The sequence below is a fragment of the Tautonia sociabilis genome, assembly GCF_003977685.1.
In the GTDB taxonomy this organism is placed as follows: Bacteria; Planctomycetota; Planctomycetia; order Isosphaerales; family Isosphaeraceae; genus Tautonia; species Tautonia sociabilis.
The window spans coordinates 31,958-54,725 of the sequence record NZ_RYZH01000039.1; the positions used below are offsets into that span (position 1 = coordinate 31,958).

General features: G+C 71.6%; 18 protein-coding genes. 10 read left to right on the forward strand and 8 right to left on the reverse strand.

The genetic code is table 11. From position 1 onward, the window contains the following. Positions 1 to 43: 43 nt before the first annotated feature. The 5 genes from serA to TsocGM_RS18340 form a co-directional block, all read right to left on the reverse strand. Positions 44 to 1,678, reverse strand: coding sequence for a phosphoglycerate dehydrogenase (gene serA / locus TsocGM_RS18320; protein WP_126726912.1), 1,635 nt, complete (start codon positions 1,676 to 1,678; stop codon positions 44 to 46). A 153-nt stretch (positions 1,679 to 1,831) separates the two neighbouring features. Next, positions 1,832 to 2,989 (reverse strand): pyridoxal-phosphate-dependent aminotransferase family protein, encoded by a 1,158-nt coding sequence (locus tag TsocGM_RS18325; protein ID WP_126726913.1) that lies wholly within the window; start codon positions 2,987 to 2,989, stop codon positions 1,832 to 1,834. A 187-nt stretch (positions 2,990 to 3,176) separates the two neighbouring features. Further along, a complete protein-coding gene (gene hisI / locus TsocGM_RS18330; protein WP_126726914.1) occupies positions 3,177 to 3,578 on the reverse strand; it encodes a phosphoribosyl-AMP cyclohydrolase in 402 nt (133 codons plus the stop codon). Then, entirely contained in the window at positions 3,575 to 4,849 is a 1,275-nt protein-coding gene (locus TsocGM_RS18335) for a tetratricopeptide repeat protein (RefSeq protein WP_126726915.1), read from the reverse strand. Before TsocGM_RS18335 ends, hisI begins: the two co-directional genes overlap by 4 nt. Positions 4,850 to 5,239: 390 nt before the next feature. Further along, positions 5,240 to 7,492, reverse strand: a complete 2,253-nt coding sequence (locus TsocGM_RS18340; protein ID WP_126726916.1) for a hypothetical protein — start codon at positions 7,490 to 7,492, stop codon at positions 5,240 to 5,242. Positions 7,493 to 7,903: 411 nt separating this feature from the next. On the opposite strand from TsocGM_RS18340, the gene tatC reads away from it, so the two are divergent. Continuing rightward, positions 7,904 to 8,923, forward strand: a complete 1,020-nt coding sequence (tatC, locus tag TsocGM_RS18345) for a twin-arginine translocase subunit TatC (protein WP_126726917.1) — start codon at positions 7,904 to 7,906, stop codon at positions 8,921 to 8,923. Positions 8,924 to 9,025: 102 nt separating this feature from the next. On the opposite strand, the gene TsocGM_RS27955 is transcribed toward tatC, so the two are convergent. Next, positions 9,026 to 9,400: a carotenoid oxygenase family protein gene (locus TsocGM_RS27955; protein ID WP_199756825.1), complete on the reverse strand. Its 375-nt coding sequence runs from the start codon at positions 9,398 to 9,400 to the stop codon at positions 9,026 to 9,028. 14 nt (positions 9,401 to 9,414) lie between these two features. Here TsocGM_RS27955 and TsocGM_RS18355 point away from each other — a divergent pair, with 14 nt between their 5' ends. Genes TsocGM_RS18355 through TsocGM_RS18370 form a run of 4 tightly spaced genes read left to right on the forward strand, consistent with a single transcriptional unit; the run spans position 9,415 to position 14,472 of the window. Next, positions 9,415 to 9,933, forward strand: a complete 519-nt coding sequence (locus TsocGM_RS18355; RefSeq protein ID WP_126726918.1) for an FxsA family protein — start codon at positions 9,415 to 9,417, stop codon at positions 9,931 to 9,933. Then, the gene (locus tag TsocGM_RS18360; protein WP_126726919.1) at positions 9,902 to 10,651 is read left to right on the forward strand and encodes an ABC transporter ATP-binding protein; all 750 of its coding nucleotides are present in this window, start codon (positions 9,902 to 9,904) and stop codon (positions 10,649 to 10,651) included. The genes TsocGM_RS18355 and TsocGM_RS18360 overlap by 32 nt, the downstream gene beginning before the upstream one ends. Then, positions 10,648 to 13,032 (forward strand): ABC transporter permease, encoded by a 2,385-nt coding sequence (locus TsocGM_RS18365; RefSeq protein ID WP_126726920.1) that lies wholly within the window; start codon positions 10,648 to 10,650, stop codon positions 13,030 to 13,032. Before TsocGM_RS18360 ends, TsocGM_RS18365 begins: the two co-directional genes overlap by 4 nt. A gap of 54 nt (positions 13,033 to 13,086) precedes the next feature. Beyond that, the gene (locus TsocGM_RS18370) at positions 13,087 to 14,472 is read left to right on the forward strand and encodes an efflux RND transporter periplasmic adaptor subunit (protein WP_126726921.1); all 1,386 of its coding nucleotides are present in this window, start codon (positions 13,087 to 13,089) and stop codon (positions 14,470 to 14,472) included. 38 nt (positions 14,473 to 14,510) lie between these two features. On the opposite strand, the gene TsocGM_RS18375 is transcribed toward TsocGM_RS18370, so the two are convergent. Continuing rightward, positions 14,511 to 16,052, reverse strand: a complete 1,542-nt coding sequence (locus TsocGM_RS18375) for a sigma-70 family RNA polymerase sigma factor (protein ID WP_158633624.1) — start codon at positions 16,050 to 16,052, stop codon at positions 14,511 to 14,513. A gap of 333 nt (positions 16,053 to 16,385) precedes the next feature. Here TsocGM_RS18375 and TsocGM_RS18380 point away from each other — a divergent pair, with 333 nt between their 5' ends. From TsocGM_RS18380 to TsocGM_RS18395, 4 genes are all read left to right on the forward strand, one after another. Further along, positions 16,386 to 17,951 carry an SDR family oxidoreductase gene (locus TsocGM_RS18380; RefSeq protein WP_126726923.1) on the forward strand — a complete coding sequence of 522 codons (1,566 nt, stop codon included), beginning with the start codon at positions 16,386 to 16,388 and terminating at the stop codon, positions 17,949 to 17,951. Positions 17,952 to 18,044: 93 nt separating this feature from the next. Further along, positions 18,045 to 18,959, forward strand: a complete 915-nt coding sequence (locus tag TsocGM_RS18385; RefSeq protein WP_126726924.1) for a sugar phosphate isomerase/epimerase family protein — start codon at positions 18,045 to 18,047, stop codon at positions 18,957 to 18,959. A gap of 283 nt (positions 18,960 to 19,242) precedes the next feature. Continuing rightward, entirely contained in the window at positions 19,243 to 20,580 is a 1,338-nt protein-coding gene (locus tag TsocGM_RS18390; protein WP_126726925.1) for a di-heme oxidoredictase family protein, read from the forward strand. Continuing rightward, a complete protein-coding gene (locus TsocGM_RS18395; RefSeq protein ID WP_126726926.1) occupies positions 20,577 to 20,837 on the forward strand; it encodes a hypothetical protein in 261 nt (86 codons plus the stop codon). The genes TsocGM_RS18390 and TsocGM_RS18395 overlap by 4 nt, the downstream gene beginning before the upstream one ends. A gap of 176 nt (positions 20,838 to 21,013) precedes the next feature. Here the strand turns inward: TsocGM_RS18395 and TsocGM_RS18400 are convergent, their stop codons facing one another. Further along, complete coding sequence (locus TsocGM_RS18400) at positions 21,014 to 21,808, reverse strand: dienelactone hydrolase family protein (protein WP_158633625.1); 795 nt, start codon at positions 21,806 to 21,808, stop codon at positions 21,014 to 21,016. A 247-nt stretch (positions 21,809 to 22,055) separates the two neighbouring features. On the opposite strand from TsocGM_RS18400, the gene TsocGM_RS18405 reads away from it, so the two are divergent. Further along, positions 22,056 to 22,601: a hypothetical protein gene (locus tag TsocGM_RS18405; protein ID WP_126726928.1), complete on the forward strand. Its 546-nt coding sequence runs from the start codon at positions 22,056 to 22,058 to the stop codon at positions 22,599 to 22,601. The last annotated feature ends 167 nt before the right edge of the window (positions 22,602 to 22,768 follow it).

Sequence of the window (22,768 nt, forward strand, 5' to 3'; positions counted from 1 at the left end):
GACCTCGATGCAATCGCGGTGCCGGGGAGGGGGAGCGATCCGATCAGAGCTGGAGCCAGCTCGGCTGCTCGCCGTGGGAGGGCAGGCGGATGAGGCTGACGCTGAGGATGTCGGGGTGGGCGGAGACGGCCTTCAGGGCGTCCTCGTCGGGGATGCTGTCAAGGTTGACCACGCCGATGGCCTCGCCGCCGGGGGCTTCCCGGCCGACGTTCATCTGGGCGATGTTCACGCCTCGGCGGCCCAGCTCGGTGCCGAGGGCGCCAATCAGGCCGGGGCGGTCGTTGTGGGTGAAGACCAGCAGCGTGCCGTCCAGGTGGGCGTCGAGCCGGTACGGCCCGAGGCGGACGAGCCGGAGGAACTCGCGGCCGAAGGTGGTGCCGGCGGCGATGTAGGCCTTGCGGTCGGTCTCGACCTCGGCCTGGATCATCGAGGAGAAGTCGCCGGGGTCGGTGGACTTCTCCTCGGTGAGGGTGATGCCGCGTTCCTTGAGGCGGGCCTCGGCGTTGACGAGGTTGACCTGGCCCTGCAGCGCGGTCTCCATCCAGCCGGCGGCGAAGGCGGCGGTGATGAGCCGGGTGTTCTTGCCGGCGACCTCTCCCCGGTAGCGGAGGGTGGCCGACTTGATGATCCCGCGATCCATCTGGGCGTGGAGCATGCCCAGGCGTCGGGCCAGGTCGAGGTACTGGCGCAGGTCGTCCAGCTCGGCCCGGTTGAGCGTGGGCATGTTGACGGCGAAGCGGACCTGGCCTCGGGCGAGGAAGTCGACGAGCAGGCGGGCGGCTTCCTCGGCGACGGCGACCTGGGCCTCCTCGGTCGAAGCGCCGAGGTGGGGGGTGACGATCACCTTCGGGTGGTTGACCAGCGGGTGATCCGCCGGAGGAGGCTCGGGCTCGAAGACGTCGATGGCGGCGCCGGCGACGTGGCCGGAGTCGATCGCCTCCCGCAGCGCGGCCGGGTCGATCAGGCCTCCTCGGGCGCAGTTGATGATGCGGACGCCGGGCCGCATCTGAGCGAGGGTCTCGGCGCTGATGAGGTTCTTGGTGTCCTCGGTCAGCGGGGTGTGCAGGGTGATGTAGTCGCACTGGCCCCAGAGCTGGTGCAGGTGGGGGACGCTCTCGATTCCCAGCTCGGTGGCGCGTTCGGCGGAGAGGAAGGGGTCGAAGCCGATGACCCTCATCTCGAAGCCGAGGGCCCGGCGGGCGACGGCCTGGCCGACGCGCCCCATGCCGACGATCCCCAGGGTCTTCCCCTCGAGCTGCCGGCCGGTGAGCGTGTTGCGGTCCCAGCGGCCGGCCTTCAGGCTGGCGTCGGCCTGGGGCACGTTGCGGGCCAGCGCGAGCATCAGGGCCATCGTGTGCTCGGCCGTGGAGACGGTGTTCCCTCCCGGCGTGTTCATCACGACGATGCCGTTGGCCGTGGCGGCGGGCACGTCGATGTTGTCCACGCCGACGCCGGCCCGGGCGATGGCTCGGAGACGGGTCTGGCCCTGGAGAACCTCGGCCGTCACCTGGGTGCCCGAGCGGACGATCAGCGCGTCGGACTCGGCCAGCGCGGCTCTGAGGCCCGGCACGTCCTTGGCCAGGTCGGTGCGGACGATCACCTCGAAGTCGGGCTCGGCCTTCAGCAGGGCGAGGCCCTCCTCGGACACCTTGTCGGTCACCAGCACGCGGTGGGGCACGTCACTCGGGCTCCGGTCGGGGGGGGGCATGCGATCGCGGGGGGATGAACCGGCGGCCGTCGGTCGGGGCGGCCGCCCCTTGGGGGAAATTCGGGGAGCGGCCTGGACCCCGTCGCGTCGGACGGGGCGGGCCGCTCGGGATCAGGCGGTTGATCAGGCCGCGCCGACCGGGCTGCCCTGCCCGATCAGCACGCGCTGGGCGGCCGAGACGCCCGCCCCCGGCTCGAACTCGTGGCCCAGCTCGGCGAGCACCATCTCCAACGCGGCCAGGGCGCCGACCACGTCGACCTCGTCGTTGTAGCCCATGTGGCCGATCCGGCAGATCTTGCCCTTGAGCTTGTCTTGCCCGCCCACGATGGAGAGGCCGAAGCGGTCGTCGAGCTTCTTGCGGATGTCGGTGTCCTTCAGTCCCTGGGGGACGACGAAGGCGGTCAGGCCCTCGGCCGGCCGGGCGCTGAAGAGCTCCAGGCCCAGGGCCTTGACGCCGGCCTGGCAGGCGTCGCTCATCGTCTTGTGGCGGGCCCAGACGTTCTCGATCCCCTCGGCCTTGATCCGCTCGAGCGACTTGACCAGGCCGAAGATTAGGGTGTGGGCGGGGGTGTAGGGGGTATCCCACTCGGCCAGCTTCTTGCGGGCGGCCTTCAGGCTGAAGTAGAAGGCCTTCGGCTCGAAGGAGTCGATGACCGCCCAGGCCTTCGGGCTGACGGCGACGAAGGCCAGGCCCGGGGGCAGCATCAGGGCCTTCTGGGAGCCGACGGCCAGCAGGTCGATCTTCCAGTCATCGGTCCGGCACTCCATGGCCCCGACGCCGGAGATGCCGTCGACGGCGAACAGGGCGGCAGTCTCGGCGACGACCTTGCCGATGGCCTCGATCGGGTGCCCGGTGCCGGTGGAGGTCTCACTCAGGGTGCCGCAGACGACGGCGATGTCGTCGCGGCCCGTCAGCGCCTCGGCGACGCGGGCCGGGTCGACCGGCTGGCCCCATTCGACGTCGATCGTCTCGAACGGGATGCCGTGGGCCTGGCAAATCTTGGCCCAGCGGAGGCCGAACCAGCCGGCGTTGAGCACCAGCGCCTTCTTCCCGGGGGGAACGGCGTGGATGACGGCGGCCTCCATGGCCCCGGTGCCGGTGGCGGCGAGGATCGCCACGTCGTTGGCCGTCTTCAGGACCTCTCGGAGCCCCTCGATGGCCTCCTTGATCGCCTGCTTGGTGCGCGGATCGCGCGAGTGGATGACCGGCCTGGCCATCTCCAGCAGGACTTCCTCCGGGACCGGGGCGGGACCGGGGGCCATGAGACGCGGCTTGCGCATCGGTCGGGATCCTTAAAGTTCAATGCCCTGGGAGCAATGGGGGCGGGAACGGATCAGTTTACCCGATCGGACCCGGTCCCGTGGAGTGGTGTTCGCGGGATCCGGCGCCCCGGCCCCTGGGATCGGGGAGGATCGCCGCGGAGGAGGAGCAGCGGAACCGATCGGCTCGGGGTTCTCGGGGGCCCGGTCAGCCGGAGCCGTAGATGGCCGAGGGGTCGAAGACGGGGGCGCCGGTCGCCTCGAGCTGGCCGTCGGGGGCGACTCGGCGGAAGAAGCAGGAGCGGTATCCCTCGTGGCAGGCGCCGCCGACCTGTCGGGCTCGGATCAGCAGGACGTCGCCGTCGCAGTCGACCCGGATCTCCTCGACGTGCTGGACGTGGCCCGAGGTACCCCCCTTGTGCCAGCTCGACCGTCGGGATCGGGAGTAGAAGTGGGTCTGGCCCGTCTCCAGGGTGCGGAGGACGGCGTCGCGGTCCATCCAGGCCATCATCAGCACGTCGCCGGCCTCGGCGTCCTGGACGATGGCGGGGATCAACCCGTCGGGGGTCCACTTCAGGGCGTTGAGAAAGGCGGGTTCGGGGGCGGTCACGTCGGATCCTCGCGGCGGGGCTGGAGGGGGAGGTCGACGCTGGGGGGAGGGGCGTCGAGGGGGTCGAGGCCGAAGAGGCGGCGGAGGCGGTCGAAGTCGTAGCCGAGGTAGAGGTCGGCCGACCTCGGGCGGCGGGCGAGCTGCTCTCGGACGAGGATCACCCCGGAGAGCTTGGCCCGGGCGACCGCGTCCCCCTCGGCGGCCAGTTGGCCGGCCTCTCGGGGGGAGCGGCGAGGGGGGCCGTCGTCGTCTCCAGGGCGGGCGCCGAGCCCGAGGCGGGGGACTCGGGCCCAGCGCTCCTCGAAGTAAGCGGCGATGGCGGCGGCCTGGAGCCGCTTCCGGTCCTCGGGGGGGAGTCCTTCGGGGAGCCGGACGGTGGCGACGGCGGCGTCGAGCATGGCCAGGGGGAGCGGGGTGACGCGGCGGTCGAAGTCGAGGCCCCGGCCGAGGCGGCCCTCGATGGAGCGCTCCAGGCCCTCGATCGCCTCGCGGTCCAGCCCCGAGCAGCGAAGCGCCCCGGGCGAGCGGATGGCGATGGCGCGGACGATCGGCAGGTCGGCGGGGGTCAGGCCCGGGTCGGGGGGCGGCATCGGGCGGTCGAGCCACTCGACGACCCGGGCGCCGGGGGCCATGGGGGCCTGGGTCAAGGGGTCGATCGGCACGGGAATCTCCCGGACGGCGCCGAGGGCGGCGTCGGCCTCGAACGGAGGCGGGGAGGACTCGGGCCAGGGCAGCTCGAACGAGTAGCTCAGGTCGTCGGCGCGGTGCTCGGCGCCGGCGCCGTGGCGGAGGATCTCGGCGAGGGCCCAGGCCTCGGCGGCGAGGTCGGGTTGCGCAGCGGCGGTGAGGTGGACGTAGTAGTCGAGGGCGTCGATCGCCTCGTCGTTCCGGCCGGTCCAGGCGAGGCAGAGGGCGCGGTTGTACCAGCAGGGGGCGTCGGTGGGGTCGTCTTCGGCGAGCTGCTCGAAGGCGGCCGAGGCGGCGGCGATGGCGGAGAGGTCCCGCCCTCGGAAGGCGTCGTCCCAGCGGGCCCGGGCCTCGTCGTCGGCCGGGTTGAGGAGGCGTCGGGGCTTGCGGGCGGCCTCGGGCAGCTCGTCGGCGGTCTCCAGCCGGTCGAGGGCCTCGGTCGCCGCTGGGTCGCCGGGCTTGAGCCGGAGGGCCTGCTGCCAGCTCGCCCAGGCCGCCAGGGGGCGTTGGAGCTGCACGTGACGCCAGCCCTCGTGGACGAGGGCCAGGGCGAGCTCGGCGGAGGAGGAGGGGTCGGGGGGCATCGGGAGCCTCGCTCGAGGAGGGGGCGGGAGGCCTTCCTCACGCTGGGAACCGGGGCGGGAGGGGGATCGGCCCGATCGCCGGGGTCGGGCCCTCCTCCCGGGGCGGGGTCGGCCGAGGGGCCGCCGAGGACGGCGGCGCGATCCTCCGTCTTGGAGGGACAGGAGGAGGAGGCCGATCCGGGGCTCGAACCCGGAGAACCGGAGAAGACGCCCCGTCCCCCTGGCAGGCCCGCCGAGGAGGCGGCCGGAGGGAGCGCCGAGGGGGGCCGCCCTCGCCGGCCGGGTTCCGGCCGGCCGGGGGCCGCCGGACGGCGGGGCCCCAAACCGGGAGATCGAGGGACCGAAACGGGTTCCCGCTGGCCATCGCGTCGTCCCCCGGTCGGCGGACGGTCACTGTCCGGGCAGGATGATCTTCCGTTCGCCCCCCTGCTCCGAACCGCCGGCGGGGGCGCCGGGGGTCCAGACGCCGGCTCCCGACGAGCCGCCGGCGGAGGCGCCGGGGGTCCAGATGGAGGGACGCGAGGCGGAGACGCCGAGCTCTCCGGCGGCGGTGGTGATGCGGGGGCCGTACCGGGAGAGGACGGCCATCAGGGGGCGGCTGTCGAGCATGGCCTGGTCGGGCCGCTCGGGGTGCGGGACCATCCGCATCAGGCCCATGTCGAGCAGGTTGGTCATGACGGTCTGGCTGGCGGAGCGGTCCTCTCGGTAGCGCTCCAGCACGACGGCCAGCTCGGGGACCCACTGCTCGGGCTCCTCGGAGCGGGCCCGGATGCGGAGGGCCAGGAAGTCCCAGCGGGGGGCGTTGGCGTTGCGGTGGGAGGCCGGTTCGTCTCGGCGGCCGCGCTCGACCCACTCGAGAGCCTCGGCGGTGTTGCCGGCGCTGGCGGAGAGGTTGGCGAGGTCGCCGAAGACGGTGTAGCGTTCGGCGGCGGAGCGTCCCTCGAGGAAGTTCGGCCGGCTGGACAGGGCGATGGCCGATCGCCGGAGGGCCAGGTGCTGGCCGGTGCCCCGGCTGCGCACGTAGAGGGCCCAGAGGCGCTCGTCGTCCAGGTGCTCGGCGGGGATGCGGGGGAGCCGGGCGAGGTGCTCGGCCTCGATGTCGACCGAGACGGGGTCGGGGGTCGGCTCCGGGGGGATGCCCAGCTCGGCTCGGAGGGCGTCGAGCTCGATGTCGAGCCGGGAGGGGCCGTAGTCAAACTGGCAGAAGGCGGCGCGGAGGGGGATCTCGGCGTCGCCGTCTCGGATGGCCTGGCGGGGGGAGCGGCCGCCGAGGGCGGTCAGGGGCTGCTCGGGCCAGACCTCCCTGATGACCCGGATCTGCTCCTCTCGGCGGATGCGGCGGGTTTCCTCGGGATCCTGGCCCTCGGGGAGGATCCACTCGGTCCGCAGGGCGAGCGAGACGCGGGGGACCTTCTCCAGAACGGTCGTCCTCGGGTGCGCCGGCGGGATGCCGGGGCCGGCCAGCTCGGTGAACCGCTCTCGGAGTTCGTCGAACTGCTTGCCGACATCGAAGCCGTCGAGCAGGACGCTGTCTCGGGCGACGAGGATGCGGCCGGAGACTCGGGGCATGTCGGCGGGGGACAGGCCGGGCCGGGCGGCGGGGCGGGGGCGGTCGAGCATCGAGAAGATGTCGACCTCGGTCGCCTCGGGGTCGTCGGGGTCGAGGATCCCCTGGCCTTCGGAGACGACGGTTCGCTTCTGCTGCTCGGCGTCGCGGAGGGCGGCGAGCAGGGCGTTTCGGTCGGCGATCGGCCAGGTGAGGCGGACGTGCTCGACGAGGTCGTCGTCGCCGATCGGCTCGATCAGCTGGCAGAGGGCTTCCAGGTCGACGGCCTCGGGCGTCGGGCCGATCGCCCTGGAGTGCCGGCGGAGGGCGGCGACGGCGGCCTCTTCGTCGCCGAGCCAGAGGCGGCAGAGGCCGAGGTTCAGGTCGGCGCCGGGGATGCCGTCGGCCGAGAGGGTCTCGAAGCCGGAGGCGGCGCGGGCCCAGAGGGCCTCGTCGGCGGCCTGGAGGGCGTCGTCGAAGCGGGAGCGGGCGTCGTCGGGGAGCCCTTCCGGAGTGGAGGCGAGGTCGTAGGGATTCTTCACCCAGGGGAGGATGCCGGGGTCGGTCATGATCGACCGGAGGGCCTGGCGGGCGATCGGGGCGTCCTCGGGCTCGTGAGCGGCGGCGACCTCGAGGTGGGCGATGGCGGCCGGGATCGCCTCGGCTCGGACGAGCATGGCGCCGACCATGCGGAAGACGGCACCGAAGATCGGGCGGTCCTCGGGCTTGACCGCCGAGAGGGCCGACTGGAGCTCGGCGGCGGCGGCGCGGGGGCCCTCGGCGATGAGGGTCAGCTCGACGCGCTGGGCGAGGGCGCCGAGGTGGTCGGGCTTGTTCTTGAGGATGGCGTCGATGGCCTCGGCGGCCTGCCGGGGCTCGTCGCGACGCTCGTGGAGGAAGGCCTTCTGCATGAGCAGCCAGAAGGCGCCCTTGGCCTTGCGGAGCCCCTCCTCGACGGCCTTGAGGGCCTGGTCGTACTGCTCGCCGCGGATGAGGCGCTCGACGCGCAAGGCCGGTTCCTCGGCCTTGTGGCAGCACCACTTATACTTTTCCAGGCTCCCGCACGGGCAGGGGGAATAGGGGTCGACCGCGGCCATTTCCGTTCCGTGGGCTTGATTGGGAGGGGATCGGGGCGCGACGCGCCGGCCCGGCGCGGCGCGAGCTCGGGCCGGGTCATGGGGACCAGGGTAGCAGAGCCGGCGCGCCGGCGCCTACCAGACGACGCGGTGCGGCCCAGGGGACTGGCGGGCGGGGAGGGGCGCCTGGTAGGCTGGATGGTGCAGGAACGCCCCCGCCCGATTGGAGCCGTCCCCGCGAGGCTCACGGCGGCGCCGCCCGAGTGGTCCCCGGCCGAGTGACCGGCCGAGGCGACCCGCGTCTCCTCCCCGGACCCCATCCTTCGCCGACCCGAGCCGGGGCGGCCCGACTCGCCGCCGAATCGACCGGACGGACCGGATCGGACCGACCCGGCCCAACGCGGCCCCGATGACCGCGGGGGATCGATCGCCATGCCCACCGACCGCGACCTGTTTGAAGAAGAGCAGCAGATGGTCGCCATGAGCTTCGGCGACCATATCGAGGAGCTCCGCATGCGCCTGGTGCTGGCCCTGCTCGGGCTGGCCGTGGGTGTGATCCTGACGCTCATCCCGCCGATGAACATCGGCTTCCACGTGATGCACGGCATGCAGGACCCCGCCCAGCGGGCCCTGGACGACTACCATACCCGGCGCACGGCCGAGAAGATCGCCGCGGCGATCAAGGCGGCCTCCTACAGCGAGATGCCCGCCCGGATCTCGGCCGCGGCGCTGCTGGGCGCCCTTCGCCAGGTCGCCCCCGGGCTCGGCCTCCCCGAGCCCGACCCGGCGATGGAGGGCACCTTCGTCGAGTTGCCGATGGAGGTACGCGACGCCGCCGCCATCGACCTCGTGTCGTCCAACGTCGAGCGACAGAAGGCGCTGATCTCGCTTCGGCCGCTGGAGACGGCGATCATCTTCTTCACCGTCTGCCTGATTACCGGCCTGGTGATCGCCAGCCCCTGGGTCTTCTACCAGCTCTGGGCGTTCGTCGCGGCCGGGCTCTACCGGCACGAGCGACGGTACGTCTATCGCTACCTGCCGTTCTCGCTCGGCCTGTTCCTGAGCGGGGTCTGCCTGTGCTATTTCGGGGTCTTGCCGCTGACCCTGCGGTTCTTGCTCCAGTTCAACATCTGGTTGGACGTGGAGCCGAACCTGCAGCTCACCGCCTGGATGGGGTTCGCCACGCTGCTGCCCCTGGTCTTCGGACTGGGGTTCCAGACGCCTCTGGTGATGCTGTTCGCGGGGGCCCTGGGGATCGTCTCGGCGGCCGACTTCCGCGAGAAGCGCAAGTTTGCCATCCTTGGCACCGTCGTTCTCGCGGCGATGCTCACCCCCGGCCCGGATGTGATCAGCCAGCTCTTGCTGGCGGTACCGATGCTCGGCTTGTATGAGCTGGGCATCCTCCTCGTCGCCCGGCAGGAGGCTCGCGCGGCCGAGTCGGAGGAGGCGTGAGGAGCGGGGGCGGATGCGGGATGAGGGATCGCCACGGGTGGAGGCGATGACGGTGGTGGCCCCCGCATCGGCGATCCGTCATCCCTCATCCGGCTCGGGCCCTCAGTCGTCCGGGATCATCCCTTCGTGGTCAACCCTCACTCTTCCCAGCACCCCGGCCGGCAGCCAGGTGCCGTGGAAGCCGTGGGGGATGCGCCGGGGGAGGAGGACCCGGGCGACGGGCTCGTCGTTGAAGGCCAGGGCGTCGACGACGACCAGCGACGACCAGCTCGCGGGAGCCGCAGGGGCGGTCGAGGACGGAGTCGCCCGCCTTGGGGGGCGAAGACGCTGCAGGGGAGGTCTGATGGCCCACGCTCCCCCGACTCGGAACGAGGCGGAACTGGGCCGGGGATCGGTGCACCGATCGCCGAGGGCCGCGACTCTCCGGTTGACTTCGACGGCCCGGGCCGGAGGATCCGAGGGGGAGCTTCCCGCCAAGGAGACGAGCCGCGATGTTCGTTCGATTGCTGCTGCTGCTGACGATCGTGCCCGTGGTCGAGCTGTTCGTGCTGCTCAAGGTGCACGGGGCGATCGCCGAGCGGTACGACGTCCAGACCGGCCTGCTGGTCACGGTGGGCGCCATCCTGTTCACCGGGGTCCTGGGGGCCTACCTGGCGAGGAGCCAGGGCTTGGGGGTGCTTCGGGAATTGCAGCGGTCGATGGCGGAGGGGAAGTTCCCGGGCCGGACGCTGCTGGACGGCGCGCTGGTCCTGGTCGGCGGCGCGCTGCTGCTGACGCCGGGGTTCCTGACGGACCTGGTGGGGCTGAGCCTGCTGGTGCCGATCACCAGGGCGGGCTATCGCCGCGTGCTGTCGGCCTGGCTGGAGCGGAAGGTGCGCCGAGGGGAGGCGTTCGTGCGGTTCGGGACGGGGCCGGCCCCGGGCTCGGGCCGGCATCCGGGGTCCTGGGGACCTGGTCCGGGGCGAGGGCAGGTGATCGATGTCACTCCAGACGACCAGGACCGATCGTGAGGAAACCGCCGCTGACGGGCCGATCCTGAGGCTCGAGGGGGTCGGCCGGACCTTCCGCATGGGAGAAGTTGAGGTCGAGGTGCTGCGCGACGTCGACCTGGAGATCGGGCCAGGGGAACTCGTCGTGATGGTCGGCCCGAGCGGGTCGGGGAAGACGACGCTGCTGAACCTGGTCGGCGGGCTCGACCAGCCGACCGCCGGGCGGGTCTGGTTCCGGGATCGGGAGCTGTCGGCCTGTTCCAAACGGGCGCTGGGCGAATTCCGACGCGAGGCGGTGGGCTTCGTCTTCCAGTTCTTCAACCTCGTCCCCACGCTCACGGCCAGGGAGAACGTGCAGGTCGCCGCCGAGATCGTCGACGAGCCGCTCGACGTCGACGAGTGCCTCCGCCTGGTCGGGCTGGCCCCCCGGGCCGACCACTTCCCGGCGCAGCTCTCCGGCGGCGAGCAGCAGCGGGTGGCGATCGCCCGGGCCCTGGCCAAGAACCCCGAGCTGCTGCTCTGCGACGAGCCGACCGGGGCGCTTGACTTCGAGACGGGCAAGGCGGTGCTCGCGATGCTCTGGGACGTGAACAAGCGTATGAATAAAACTGTGATCATCATCACGCACAACCAGGCGATCGCCCGGATGGCCGACCGGCTGATCCGGATCCGGTCGGGCCGGATCGCCGACGACGTCCGGCAGGACCACCCCGTTCCTCCCGGGGAGATCTCGTGGTGAGCCCCTCGGCGCTGGACCGCAAGCTGATCCGGGATCTGCTCGGCTCCGGCGCGGTGGTGCTGGCGATCGCCGGGATCATCGCGGTGGGGGTGTCGTGCTTCGTCGCGATGCGGTCGGCCTACCACAACCTCGGCGAGGCGAAGGACCGCTACTACGCCCGGTGCCGGATGGCCGACTTCTCGGTCGAGCTGAAGAAGGCTCCGGTGTCGGAGGCGTCGGTCCTGGGGGAGCTGCCGGGGGTGACGGAGATCCGGACCCGCATCCAGCAGTTCGTGATCGTGGACCTGGAGGGGGTGGACGCGATCATCAACGGCCAGGTGCTCTCGCTGCCCGACCGGCACGCTCCGATCATCAACGACATCGTGATCCGCCGGGGGGGCTACTTCACCGGCCGTCCGGAAGACGAGGTGATCGTCAACGACGCCTTCGCCCGCCACCACGGGATCGAGCCGGGAGACACGGTCCACCTGTTGATGGGGGACCGGCGCCGGGGGTTCCGGGTGGTGGGGACGGCGATCAGCAGCGAGTTCGTCTACCTGCTCGGCCCCGGGGCGATCGTGCCCGACCCGAGCCGATTCGGCGTCTTCTACCTGAAGCGGAGCGACATGGAGGCCGCCTTCGGCTTCGAGGGGGCCTGCAACCAGGTGGTCGGCCGGCTCTCGCCGGAGGTCCGGGACCGGCCGGACGCCCTGCTCGACCGCGCCGAATTGCTGCTGGAGGACTTCGGCGTCGCCTCGACGACGCCGAGGCGAGATCAAATCTCCGACCGATTCCTCTCGGATGAGATCCGCCAGCTTGGGACCTTCGCCTTCGTGATGCCGGCGATCTTCCTGGGGGTGGCGGCCCTGGTGCTGAACATCCTGATGGCGAGGCTGACGGAGCAGCAGCGGACGACGATCGGCACGCTGAAGGCGCTGGGGTACTCGGACGGGGAGCTGTATCGGCACTTGCTCAAGTTCGGCATGGTGGTGGGGCTGATGGGAGGGCTGCTCGGCTGCGGGCTGGGGCACCTGCTGGCGGGGGCGATGACGGGGCTGTACCGGCAGTTCTTCGAGCTGCCGAGGCTGGAGAACCGGGTGTTCCCGGGGGTGATGGCGTCGGGGCTGGCGATCAGCGTCGCCTGCGCCGTGGTCGGGGTGGCGCGGGGGGCCCGGGGGGTGCTCGCGCTGGAGCCGGCCGAGGCGATGCGGCCGAGGCCTCCGGAGGGGGCGAGGGTCACATGGCCGGAGCGGATCCCCTGGCTCTGGAGGGCGCTGGGGACCGGCTGGCGGATGGTCCTGCGGAACATCCTGCGGAACGGGAAGAGGAACGCGGTCGGCGTGGCCTCCTCGGCGATGGCGGCGGCCCTGCTCGTCTCGGGCTTGCTGGGGAGGGCGGCGCTCGACCGGGGGCTGGAGATCCAGTTCTCGCTGATCCTGCGAAGCGACGTCGACCTCTCGTTCCGGGACACCTGCGGGAGGGGCGCGTTGCTGGAGGTCCGTCGTCTGCCGGGGGTCGATCACGCGGAGCCGACGCTCGACGTGGGGGGGACCTTCCGCAACGGGCCTTACAAGAAGCGAGGGGCCATCACCGGCCTGATCGCCGGCTCCCGGCTGACCGCCCCCCGGGACGCCGAGGACCGCCGCGTGCCGATCCCCCCCGCGGGGCTCGCCCTGGGCCGGACGCTGGCCGAGCAGCTCCGCGTGCGCCCGGGGGACGAGCTTGTCTTCGAGCCGAGCGAGGGCCGTCGGGAGCCGAGACGGGTGCCGGTCGTCGCCATCGTCGACAGCTTCATCGGCCTGGTCGCCTACGCCGACCTGGCCTACCTCAGCCGGCTGGTCGACGAGGAGTTCGCCGTCTCCGGCGTGCAACTGGAGGTGGACCCGAGGGCCGATCGCCGCGAGGAGCTGTTCCGGGAGCTGAAGCGGCTGCCGGTGATCCGGGCCGTGGGGGTCCGCGAGGAGATGATCGAGAGCATTCGGCGGACGATCGTCGACACCAACGCGGCGGCGACGGTGATGATGGTCCTCTTCGCCGGGACGATCTTCTTCGGAACGACGCTCAACGCCTCGCTGGTCGGCCTGGCCGAGCGCCGCCGCGAGGTGGCGACCCTGCTGGTGCTGGGGTACGAGCGGTCGGCCGTCAGCCGGCTGTTCCTGAGGGAGACGCTGGTGATCAACAGCGTCGGCACCCTGCTGGGCTTGCCGCTGGGGCAGGCCCTGTTCTGGGCGCTCATGCAGACGGCGCAGACGGACTCGTTCCGGATCCCGATGGCCGACCCGAGTGCGGCCTTCGCCTGGACACTGGTCGTCGGGCTGGCGTTCAGCCTGGCGGCGCACGCGGTGGTGGTGCGGTCGATCGGGCGGCTGGACCTGCAGGAGAGCATGAGGATCCGCGAGTGATCGCCTCGGAGGCCCGGCCTTCGCCACCGTTCCAACCATTCTCGGGAGCTTGACATGAGTACGCGAACGCTCGTCGTCCTGTCGGTGCTCGGCCTGGCCGCGGTGGCGGCGGTCGTGGCCGGGATCGGGGCGCCGGGCGGCGGCCCGACCGTCGACGCGGTGCCGGCCCGGCTGGGGCCGATCCGGGAGTTCATCGACGAGGAGGGCAAGACTCGGCTGCCTCGGACGTACCCGATCGCGATGCCCTACGAGGGGAGGATCGCCCCGATCACGCTGGAAGAAGGAGATCGGGTCGAGGCCGGTCGGGTCGTGGCCCGGCTGGTGCCCGAAGACCTGGAGATCCGGGTGGCCGAGGCGACGGCGGCGGTCGAGCGGCTCGACGCCGCGATCGAGGAGGCCGGGGACGCGACGGTGGAGGAGGCGCTGATCGGCCAGGTGGAGGAGTTCCTCCTGTCGGTCGACCGCACGGTCGAGGCGGCCGACGAGCAGGTGAAGGCGGGGGAGGCGGTGCTCGGCTTCGCCGAGAAGACCCTCCGGAGGCGCCGGGAGCTCTCCCGGCGCGACGCCGCCTCGGAGGAGGAGCTCAACCGGGCCGAGACCGAGCAGGCGCAGGCGGCGGTCGAATACCGGAAGGACGTGCTGACGACCGCCGCGCTGCGGTCGATGCAGGCGGCCTTCTCGCTGACGCCGAACATCATCCGGAGGTACATCGACACGAAGGGGTTGCGGGTCGCGGTGCTCCGCCGAGAGCGGGCCGAGGCCGCCTCCCGGCTGGAGCAGGTGCTGCTCAACCGCGACCGGGGAACGCTGACCAGCCCGGTGGACGGCGTGGTGCTCTCCCGAGAGGTGGCCGGCGAGCGGCTGCTGCCGGCCGGGGAGATCCTCATGGAGATCGGCGATCTGGAGACGCTGGAGGTGGAGGCGGAGCTGCTCACGCAGGAGGCCATTCGAGTGGCGCCGGGGCAGCCGGTCGAGTTGCGGGGGCTCTCCCCGGATGGCGAGGTGGTGCCGGGCACGGTGCGTCGGGTCAATCCGAGCGGCTTCACCAAGCTCAGCTCGCTGGGGGTGGAGCAGCAGCGGGTGACGGTCGTGGTGGCGATCGACCCCGAGGCGCTGGCGGAGCTGCTGGAGGCAGGGCGCGTCGGGGTGGGGTATCGGGTGGACGTCCGGATCCGGACGGCGGAACGGTCGAAGGCGCTGGTTGTGCCCCGGTCGGCGCTGTTCCGGGGGACGGACGGACGCTGGGAGGTGTTCGCCGTGAGGGAGGGCCGGATCGAGCGCCGGGGGGTGGCCGTCGGCCTGATGAACGACGAGTGGGCCGAGGTCCAGGAGGGCCTGGAGGAGGGGGATCTGGTCATCCCCGCCCCGGAGGCCGACCTGGAGCCGGGGATGCGGGTGCGGCCGGTTGTCGCTCCCGACCTCGCCGCCGCCGGCGGTTGAGCACCCCGGCGGCTCGTCGTCGGTGCGGGGGAGGCGGGTCAGGGCTGGAGGGCGTCGCTGCCGACGATCTCGCCCCCGTCTCGGGAGCTCAAGGCGCGGAGGACCTCGGGGCGGACCTCATTCGAGAGGAACCGAACCGCTCCGTCGGCGAAGGCGACGTTGGTCCCGCCCTCGAACTGGCCGCCGAGTCCTTCGCGAGGGCGGTCCGGGTCGTAGAGGATGTCCTCCGGCTTGGTCCAGAGGACCGGCTCGGCCGCCTCGACGACCAGCAACGTCAGGGCAGGGCCGTCGGGGATGTCGTCCAGCTTCCTCCCCGCTTCCCCCTCGAAGAGGGTCCCGGGCCCGACGAGCACCTGAACGTAGGTTGACGCTCGCGTCTCTCCCTGGCCGGCGACCGGGGCGTAGACCTCGGGCATCTGACTGGCGAGCGCCAGGTTGGAGGGGCTGTCCCAGGGCTCGTCGAGGTTGAATTGCTCGAAGAGACGCTCCTCCCCGATGAAGGGAAGCAAGGCGACCCGCCAGCTGAGCAGGGGAGTGCCGTCCTTATGGATGGCGGCGGGCGGGAGCCGGCCGCCGTGCTCTTGGGCATAGATGTGCATGGCCAGGGCGATCCGCTGGAGGTTGTTCATACTTGTCGCCTGGGCCACGCGGTGTTCATCGGTCATCTTCGCTGCGGCGGAGGCGGGCTCCGTTCCCTCCGCTCGAGGTTCCTGATTCGGGCGCTCGGAGGCCGAGAGGAACCCGACGCCGGTCGCGATCACTCCGGCCGCGAGGACGCCGGCCGAGATTTTCGTCAGTTTGGTGATGAACATGCTTCGCATCGCTCCTTTCGCGAGCCGGGCGACCGAGGCCGGGACCACCCCGGCCACGGTCGCGCCGAGCGCCGCGACCTGGGTCGCAGCCTGAATCGTCGCCTCCGAGAGTGCGGCCGGGACCGCGTCCCGGGCCCGCTCCGAGGCGATTGCCGCGGCGAACGTCCCGGCCGAGGGGGAGACTCCTCGACGGGAGAGACGCTCCCGGAGCCGCTGCCGGCCCCGGGCGAGTCGGCTCTGAACCGTTCCCATCGGCCATCCCAGGCGGCGGGCCGCCTGGTCGAGGGTCAGGCCCTCGAGGCAGCAGAGGACGACGGGAGATCGGTATCGCTCGTGGAGACGGTTCAGCTCCTCGTGGATCAGGGCCTCGAGGTCGTCCGGGCCCGCCGGCTCGGACGGGCCGGCCGTCTCGAGCACGGCCGCCCTGGCCTCGATCCGACGGCGCCGGGCCTTCGCCGAGCGCGCTCCCCGGGCCACTCTCAGGGCGACCTGGTGGAGCCAGGGCCCGATCGAGTCCGCCACCCACATCGAGCCGGCCTTGCGGACGAGGACGAGGAAGGTCGCCTGGAAGGCATCCGACGCCTCGTGGTCGTCTCGCAGGACCGACCGGCAGACGCGGAGCACCATCGGCCCGTGCCGCTCGACCAGCGCCGCGAAGGCCAGCTCGGCGGCTTCTCCCTCCCGGGTGAGGAATCGCTCCAGCAACTCCCCGTCCGCCATCTCCCGGACGACCCCGGCGTTGAAGATCGCCCGGAGATCGCGTCCCACCACGCCTCTCCTCGCCCTGCTCATCGCTTTGACCTCCGCCAGTCTCCTCGACTCCGATCACCCGTAATGCGACGAGCCCGGGAGAATTGTCCCGAATTCTCTCCGGTCGTTCCCGTTCCCTGGTCGAGCGGGCCAGGCCGCGGAAGCACAAGACGCGGCGGCGATCGTTCCGGACCCCCGAGGGGCGCTCCCCTCGCCCTTCATCGAATTCTCTGCTGGCCGATCGCCTTGCCCGGCGCCTACAGTAATCCCGTGGCCTCCCGGACACTCCGGACCGGGAACAAGCGGTGTTCCGGCCGTTGGCCGGCGGCCAACTCGAACTCGGGACAACGGATGACCTCCAAACCGATCCTCGTCACCGGCGCGACCGGTTACATCGGCGGCAGGCTCGTGCCGATCCTGCTGGAGCGGGGGTACTCGGTCCGGTGCCTGGCGAGGGACCCGAAGAAGCTGGAAGGCCGGCCCTGGGGAGATCGGGTGCAGATCGCCCGGGGGGATGTGCTCGACGCCGAGTCGCTGCGGGAGGCGCTGGAGGGGTGCGGGGCGGCGTACTACCTCGTCCACGCGATGATGGCCGGGGAGCGATCGTTCGTCGGGCGTGACCGCGCCGCCGCCCGGAACTTCGCCGACGCGGCCGAGGACGCCGGCCTCGACCGGATCATCTACCTCGGCGGCCTGGGCCGGAGGGCCGACGCGCTGTCGCCGCATCTGGCCAGCCGGCAGGAGGTGGGGGACATCCTCCGGGGAGGGCCGGTGCCGGTGACGGAGCTGAGGGCGGCGATGATCATCGGCTCAGGCAGCGCGTCATTCGAGATGATGCGGGCGCTGGTCACCCGGCTGCCGATCATGATCTGCCCGCGCTGGGTGAAGACGAAGAACCAGCCGATCGCCGTGCGGGATGTGCTCGCCTATCTGGTCGGGTGTCTAGAGGAGCCGAAAACGGCTTGCAGGATTTTTGATATTGGTGGTCCAGACGTGCTGTCTTATAAGGAGATGATGATCCGGTTCGCGGCGATTCAGGGGCTAACGCGCCGGATCGTCGTCGTGCCGGTGCTCACGCCGAGGCTCTCGGCGTACTGGATCAACCTGGTGACGCCGATCCCGGCGGCTCTGGCGTTTCCGCTGGTGGAGGGGCTGCGATCGGAGGTGGTCTGCCAGAATGACCGCATTCGGGAGCTCGTGCCGATCGAACCCACACCGTTCGGCGACGCGGTGCAGCGGGCGCTGGACAAGGTGAACGAGAACGACGTGTCGACCCGGTGGGCCAACGCCGCCCTGCCCAGCCGGGCCGCGCTGGTCCGTCGGCCGAGGTTCGACCCAGCCGCCTTCTCCTTCCGAGACGAGCAGCGTGTGGCGGTGGCCGCGCCGGCCTCCTCGCTGTTCGACCGGGTGCAGCGGATTGGCGGCTCAACCGGCTATTACTCTGGCGATCTTCTGTGGAAGATCCGGGGAGCGCTGGACCGGATTGTCGGCGGGGTCGGCTTGAGGCGGGGGCGTCGGGATCCGGTGCGGGTCTACATCGGAGACGCGCTGGACTTCTGGCGGGTGGAGGACTTCGTTCCCGGCCGTCGGCTGCTGCTGCACGCCGAGATGCGCGTGCCGGGAGACGCCTGGCTGGAGTTCCGGGTGGACGAGGATGGTCCGGAGCGGTCGGTCCTGAGGCAGACGGCGTACTTCCAGCCGTCTTCGGTCTGGGGACGACTGTACTGGTACGCGATCCTGCCGCTGCATCGGTTCGTCTTCTCGGGGATGGCTCGGGGCATCGCGAGGTCGGCCGAGGCGGCCTGCCCCGGCACCGATCGGCCGGGAGGGGGCCGTTCGGCGGGGTCGGCCGGCCCGCCGATGGTGCTCGATCGCGACGTCGAGGAGCCCGCGGAGGCCGGCGGCGAGAGCCGGTAGCGAAGCGGGCGGCCGTGCCCTACCCTAATCGGGTCGAGTCGCGCCGATCGCCCCGGTCGAGCGGTCGCCGACCCGCCCCAAGGGAGGATCCTCATGGCCCCGATGTCCCGCCGCTCGTTCCTCGGCGCCGCCGCGGCGGCGGCCGCCGCCTCGTCGTTCGGCCCAACGGCGTCCGCCCCCCGGGCGCTGGCGATCGACCCGATCCGCCGCACCCGCCCGAGCCACCTGAAGCTGAGCATCGCCGCGTATTCCTACCGCCAGTTCCTCACCGGCGACCGGCCGACGATGGACCTGTTCGACTTCGTCGACCTGGCCGCCGACATGGCCCTCGACGCCGTCGAGCCGACCTCGTACTACTTCCCCGCCGACGCGGACGACGCCTACCTGCACCGGCTTCGCCGTCATGCCTTCCTGCTGGGCCTGGATATCTCCGGCACGGCGATCGGCAACGACTTCTGCGTCGTCGAGGGGCCGGAGCGGGAGAAGCAGCTCGAGCTGGCCCGGACCTGGATCGACCGCGCCGCCGCGCTGAACGCGCCGGTTATCCGCGTCTTCGCCGGGAGGACGCCGAAGGGGGACAGCGAGGAGGCCGCCGTCGCCAGGGCGATCGAGGGCTTCAAGGCCGTGCTGCCCTACGCCGAGCAGAAGGGCGTGATGCTCGCGCTGGAGAACCACGGCGGCATCACGGCCACGGTCGACCAGATGATGCGGCTGATCGAGGGGATCGACCACCCGTACTTCGCCGTCAACCTCGACACCGGCAACTTCCACACTGAGGACCCCTACGGCGACCTCGCCCGGATCGCGCCTTACGCCGTCAACGTGCAGGTGAAGACCGAGATCGCCCCCGAAGGCGGCCCGAAGCAGGAGGCGGACCTCTCGAGGCTGGTGGGCATCCTCCGGGATGTGAAGTACTCCGGGTATGTCGTCCTCGAATACGAGGCGGCCGAGGACCCGATGAACGCGATCCCCAGACACGTGGAGCGGCTCCGGCAGTTGATCGGTTGATCCAGCCCCCAAGGGGCGGGGAGCACGCACGGCAAGGCTTCCGGACGAGGCCGATCGGCGGAATTCGAGCCCGTCGGAACCCATGCCTCCTGGCCGGGGGCGAGTGCGGGCTCCGCCCTCAACGGCCGCTCCTCGCCCCCTGACGGCCCCGCTGCGTCCCCGTTCCCGCTCCGAACGAATCCGGACTTGATTCCGCCTGGGTCCTCTCTTACACTTGTCCGATGGCGTGCCGGCCGCCGGCTGGCGCGGGAGCCGTCCCGAAGGCCTCGGGGGAGGATCAGCGATGCGAGAGAGCGGGCTGACGAGGAGCAGGCGGCGGGCCGGGATCGCGATGGCGGGGGCGGCGGTGCTGGCCCTGGGATGGCTGGCGAGGCCGACCGTGCCGGTGCTCCGGGGGCCGAGGGCCAGTGCGGAGCGGAAGGCGGAGGGGAAGGCGTTGTTCGTCCGCCAGTGGCTACCGCACGACCCGATGGCCGGCGGAGACGGGCTCGGCCCGGTCTTCAACGGGAGGTCGTGCGTGGAGTGCCATGCACAGGGGGGAGTCGGCGGTGGCGGGGGGAACGAGCACAACGTGCTGGCGTTCGAGGCCCTGCCGTCGTATGACCGCCCGGAGGTGCAGGGCGGGCTGGTGCACCGGTTCGCGGTGGCGAACCATTACATCGAGGATGTCGCGGACCTGGACCGGCTGTTCCCGACGATCCCGGACGCGATCACCATCAGCAATGGCTGTTACGTCGTCACCCGGGACTTCGAGCCGGTGAAGACCGAGCGGGTGAACGCGACCGCCCTCTTCGGCGCCGGCTGGGTCGACCGGATCCCGAGCCGGAGCATTGTGCGGCGCAACCTGGCGACTGCGATCAAGGCGATCGGCCGAGAGTTGCAATCCGACTTCGACACGATGCCCCCAGGACGCTACCGGGTCCTGCCGGACGGCCGGATCGGCAAGTTCGGCTGGAAGGCGCAGTTCGCCACCCTCGAGGAGTTCGTGGCCGCCGCCTGCGCCAACGAGCTGGGCCTGGGCACGCCGCACCGGCCGCAGGCGAAGCCCCGGGTGGAGCTGCCGTATCCGGACGTGCCGCCGGATCTGGACCGATCGCAGTTCCGGTCGCTGGTCGCCTTTGTCGACACCCTGCCCCGGCCGGAGGAGGTCTCCCCGGCCGACCCGAACGCTCGGGCCGAGGCGGAGCGCGGCCGGATGCTCTTCGACCGGATCGGCTGTGCCGTCTGCCACGTGCCGGATCTCGGCGGGGTGGCCGGCGTTTACAGCGATTTCCTCCTGCACCGGCTGGTCGACCGCAAGGGGACGTATCGCCAGACACTGGCCGACGTCCCCCTGCCCCGAGAGCACCCTGACCCGGAGGAATGGAAGACCCCGCCGCTCTGGGGAGTGGCGGATTCCGCCCCCTACTTCCACGACGGCGCCAGCCCGACACTGGAGGAGGCGATCCGTCGCCACCGGGGGGACGCCTCTCCCGTCACCAAGGCGTTCGATCGGCTGGGGGCCGACGACCAGCGGGCGGTGATCCGGTTCCTGGAAACGCTCCGGGCCCCTTCGGACGCCGAGGAGGCGCCGGAACCGCTGGGGCCGGAGGGGGGCGTTTCGGTGGCGATGGGAAGGTGAGGGGAACGGGGAGGGCGGAGGGAGCTCGGCTGAGGGCGGAGGGGAAAAGCGGCGGGCTTGCCGCTGTCGTCCTGGGCTGCCTCAGGCCGACGGCGGCGAGGCTGGTCGTCATCCTGTCCGGCTGGGGAGAGGAGGGTGAGGACCCGGCGATGGTGCTCGGCGGCGCCTTCGACGTCGCGGCGATCGGCCTGGTCTTCACCTTCCCCGAGTTCATCTCGTTCTCCGACGCCGATCCGATGCGAGCGGTGATGAAGTGACGAACCGGGAGCGGAAGGCGGGATCGTCTCGCCAGGCAGCCAGGACCTCGCCGAAGGAGGCGGGGCGGCCGTCTCGCACGGTCCGATAGGTCAGGCCCCAGTCGTTCCCCTCCCGCCCGTCGCCCTGAAACTCCCCCATGAGAGGCTTCCCCGCCCCGCTCCGGGGCGGCCCGGGATTAGTCGGAGCCCTTCAGGTGCTCGGCGAAGAAGGTGTCGACTTCCTGCCAGGCGTCTCTGGCGGCGCTGGGGACGTACTGGTCGCCGCCCGGGCGCATGAAGGCGTGGCCGGCGTCGTCGTAGATGTGCAGCTCGACCTCGGAGCCGGCCTCCTTCAGCGCGGTGAAGACCTGGCGGACCCGGTCGGCGGGGATGCCGCGGTCCTGGGCGCCGAAGATGCCGAGCACGGGGCGGCCGGCGCCGGCAAGCGCCTCGATCTGGCTCGGCTCGGTGGCGACGCTGCCGTAGCAGATGGCCGTCGGGCCGATCTCTTCGGACTGCTGGGCGATGAGCCGGGAGTACATGCCTCCCATGCACCAGCCGATGGCGCCGAGCTTCTTGCCCTGGTCGACGCGGTCGTGCGATCGGAGGAAGTCGACGGCCCCCTTGAGCTTGGCGACGCCCTCACTCGGGTCGAGCGCCCGCATGAGCTCGTGGGCCTCTCCCGGGTCGTTGGTGGCCTTGCCGTCGTAGAGGTCGACGGCCAGGGCAAGGTAGCCCTGCTCGGCGAAGCGGTCGGCGTTCTGCTTGATCCAGTCGGTCAGGCCCCACCACTCCTGGATGACGAGCAGGGCCGGCACCTTGCCGTCCCCCTCGGGGGCGGCCAGATAGGCCCGGGTGGTCCCTCCCATCGGGTTGGTGAACTCGACCATCTCGCCGGCCCGGCCCGGGGCGGCGCAGAAAGCCAGCGCGAGGGCGGCCAGGGCGAGGCTCGGGGAGCCGAGGCACCCGCCAGTTCGGAATCGTGTCTGCATGGATGTTGTTCCTTCGGATGGTCGCTCGAAACGGGGAGAGGTCGCCCGTCCGACCCGGGCGGCGTCCACGACGCGACGCGGGACGGCCCGGGCGCCCCGATTGAACCGGCCTGCGATCGGCCGGTCAACGGGCCGAGTCCCGAGGGGGCTGTTCGCACGCGGTGTGCCGATCGTGCCGGTTCGGCCTGATTCGCGTGATAGACTGGAAGCACCCGCACGATTGCGCCCGCACCCCGGAGCCAGCACCATGACGCGATTCCTCGCCTTGTCCGCGTGCGCCGCCCTGGCCCTGTCGATCGGTCCGATGCCCGACGCCCGAGCGGGTGATCCCGCCTTTCCGGGCCGGGATGTCCGGTCCTCGGTCCCGGTGCTGCCCACCCCGGTCCTGCTGCCGGCGCCGATCTCCCCGACCGGAGCGGTCGTTCCCCTGGTGCCGACCTCGATCCCGGTGCGACGTCCCCTCGGCACCTTCCGGCAGGATCCGACGCTTGTTTCCTACACCGGCCCCGGCACCACCGGGACCTACACCCCGGGAGGACTGCCCCGGCAATACGGGGCGATGTCCTTCTACGGCCCCTTCTCCCGGCTCCGGTCGCTGCCGCAGGAGGTCGTCACCTACTCCCGGGGCTATGACGGCGTCCTCCGCCAGACGTCGTCGGTGATCTCCTACGAGTACACCGACCCCCGCCAGTACAAGGATACGACCCTCGTGCCCACCGGCTTCGGATACGACCTCTCGACGGGAGCCCGGAGGCGATCGGGGTTCGGGAGGTATCTGCTGGGGCAGGAGTGAGGAGTCGAGACGGGGATGGCCGAAGATGGCGGAAGGCCGGGTGACGGCGGGCGCCGATCTCCCCTTGAAGAGCCGGGAGGAGTTCCGCCCCCCTGCCCTCCCGGTCCCGCCTTGCCTGCCGTCGTGTTTCGGCCTCGGATCGGCTCGGCTCGGATCGGCCGACCTTC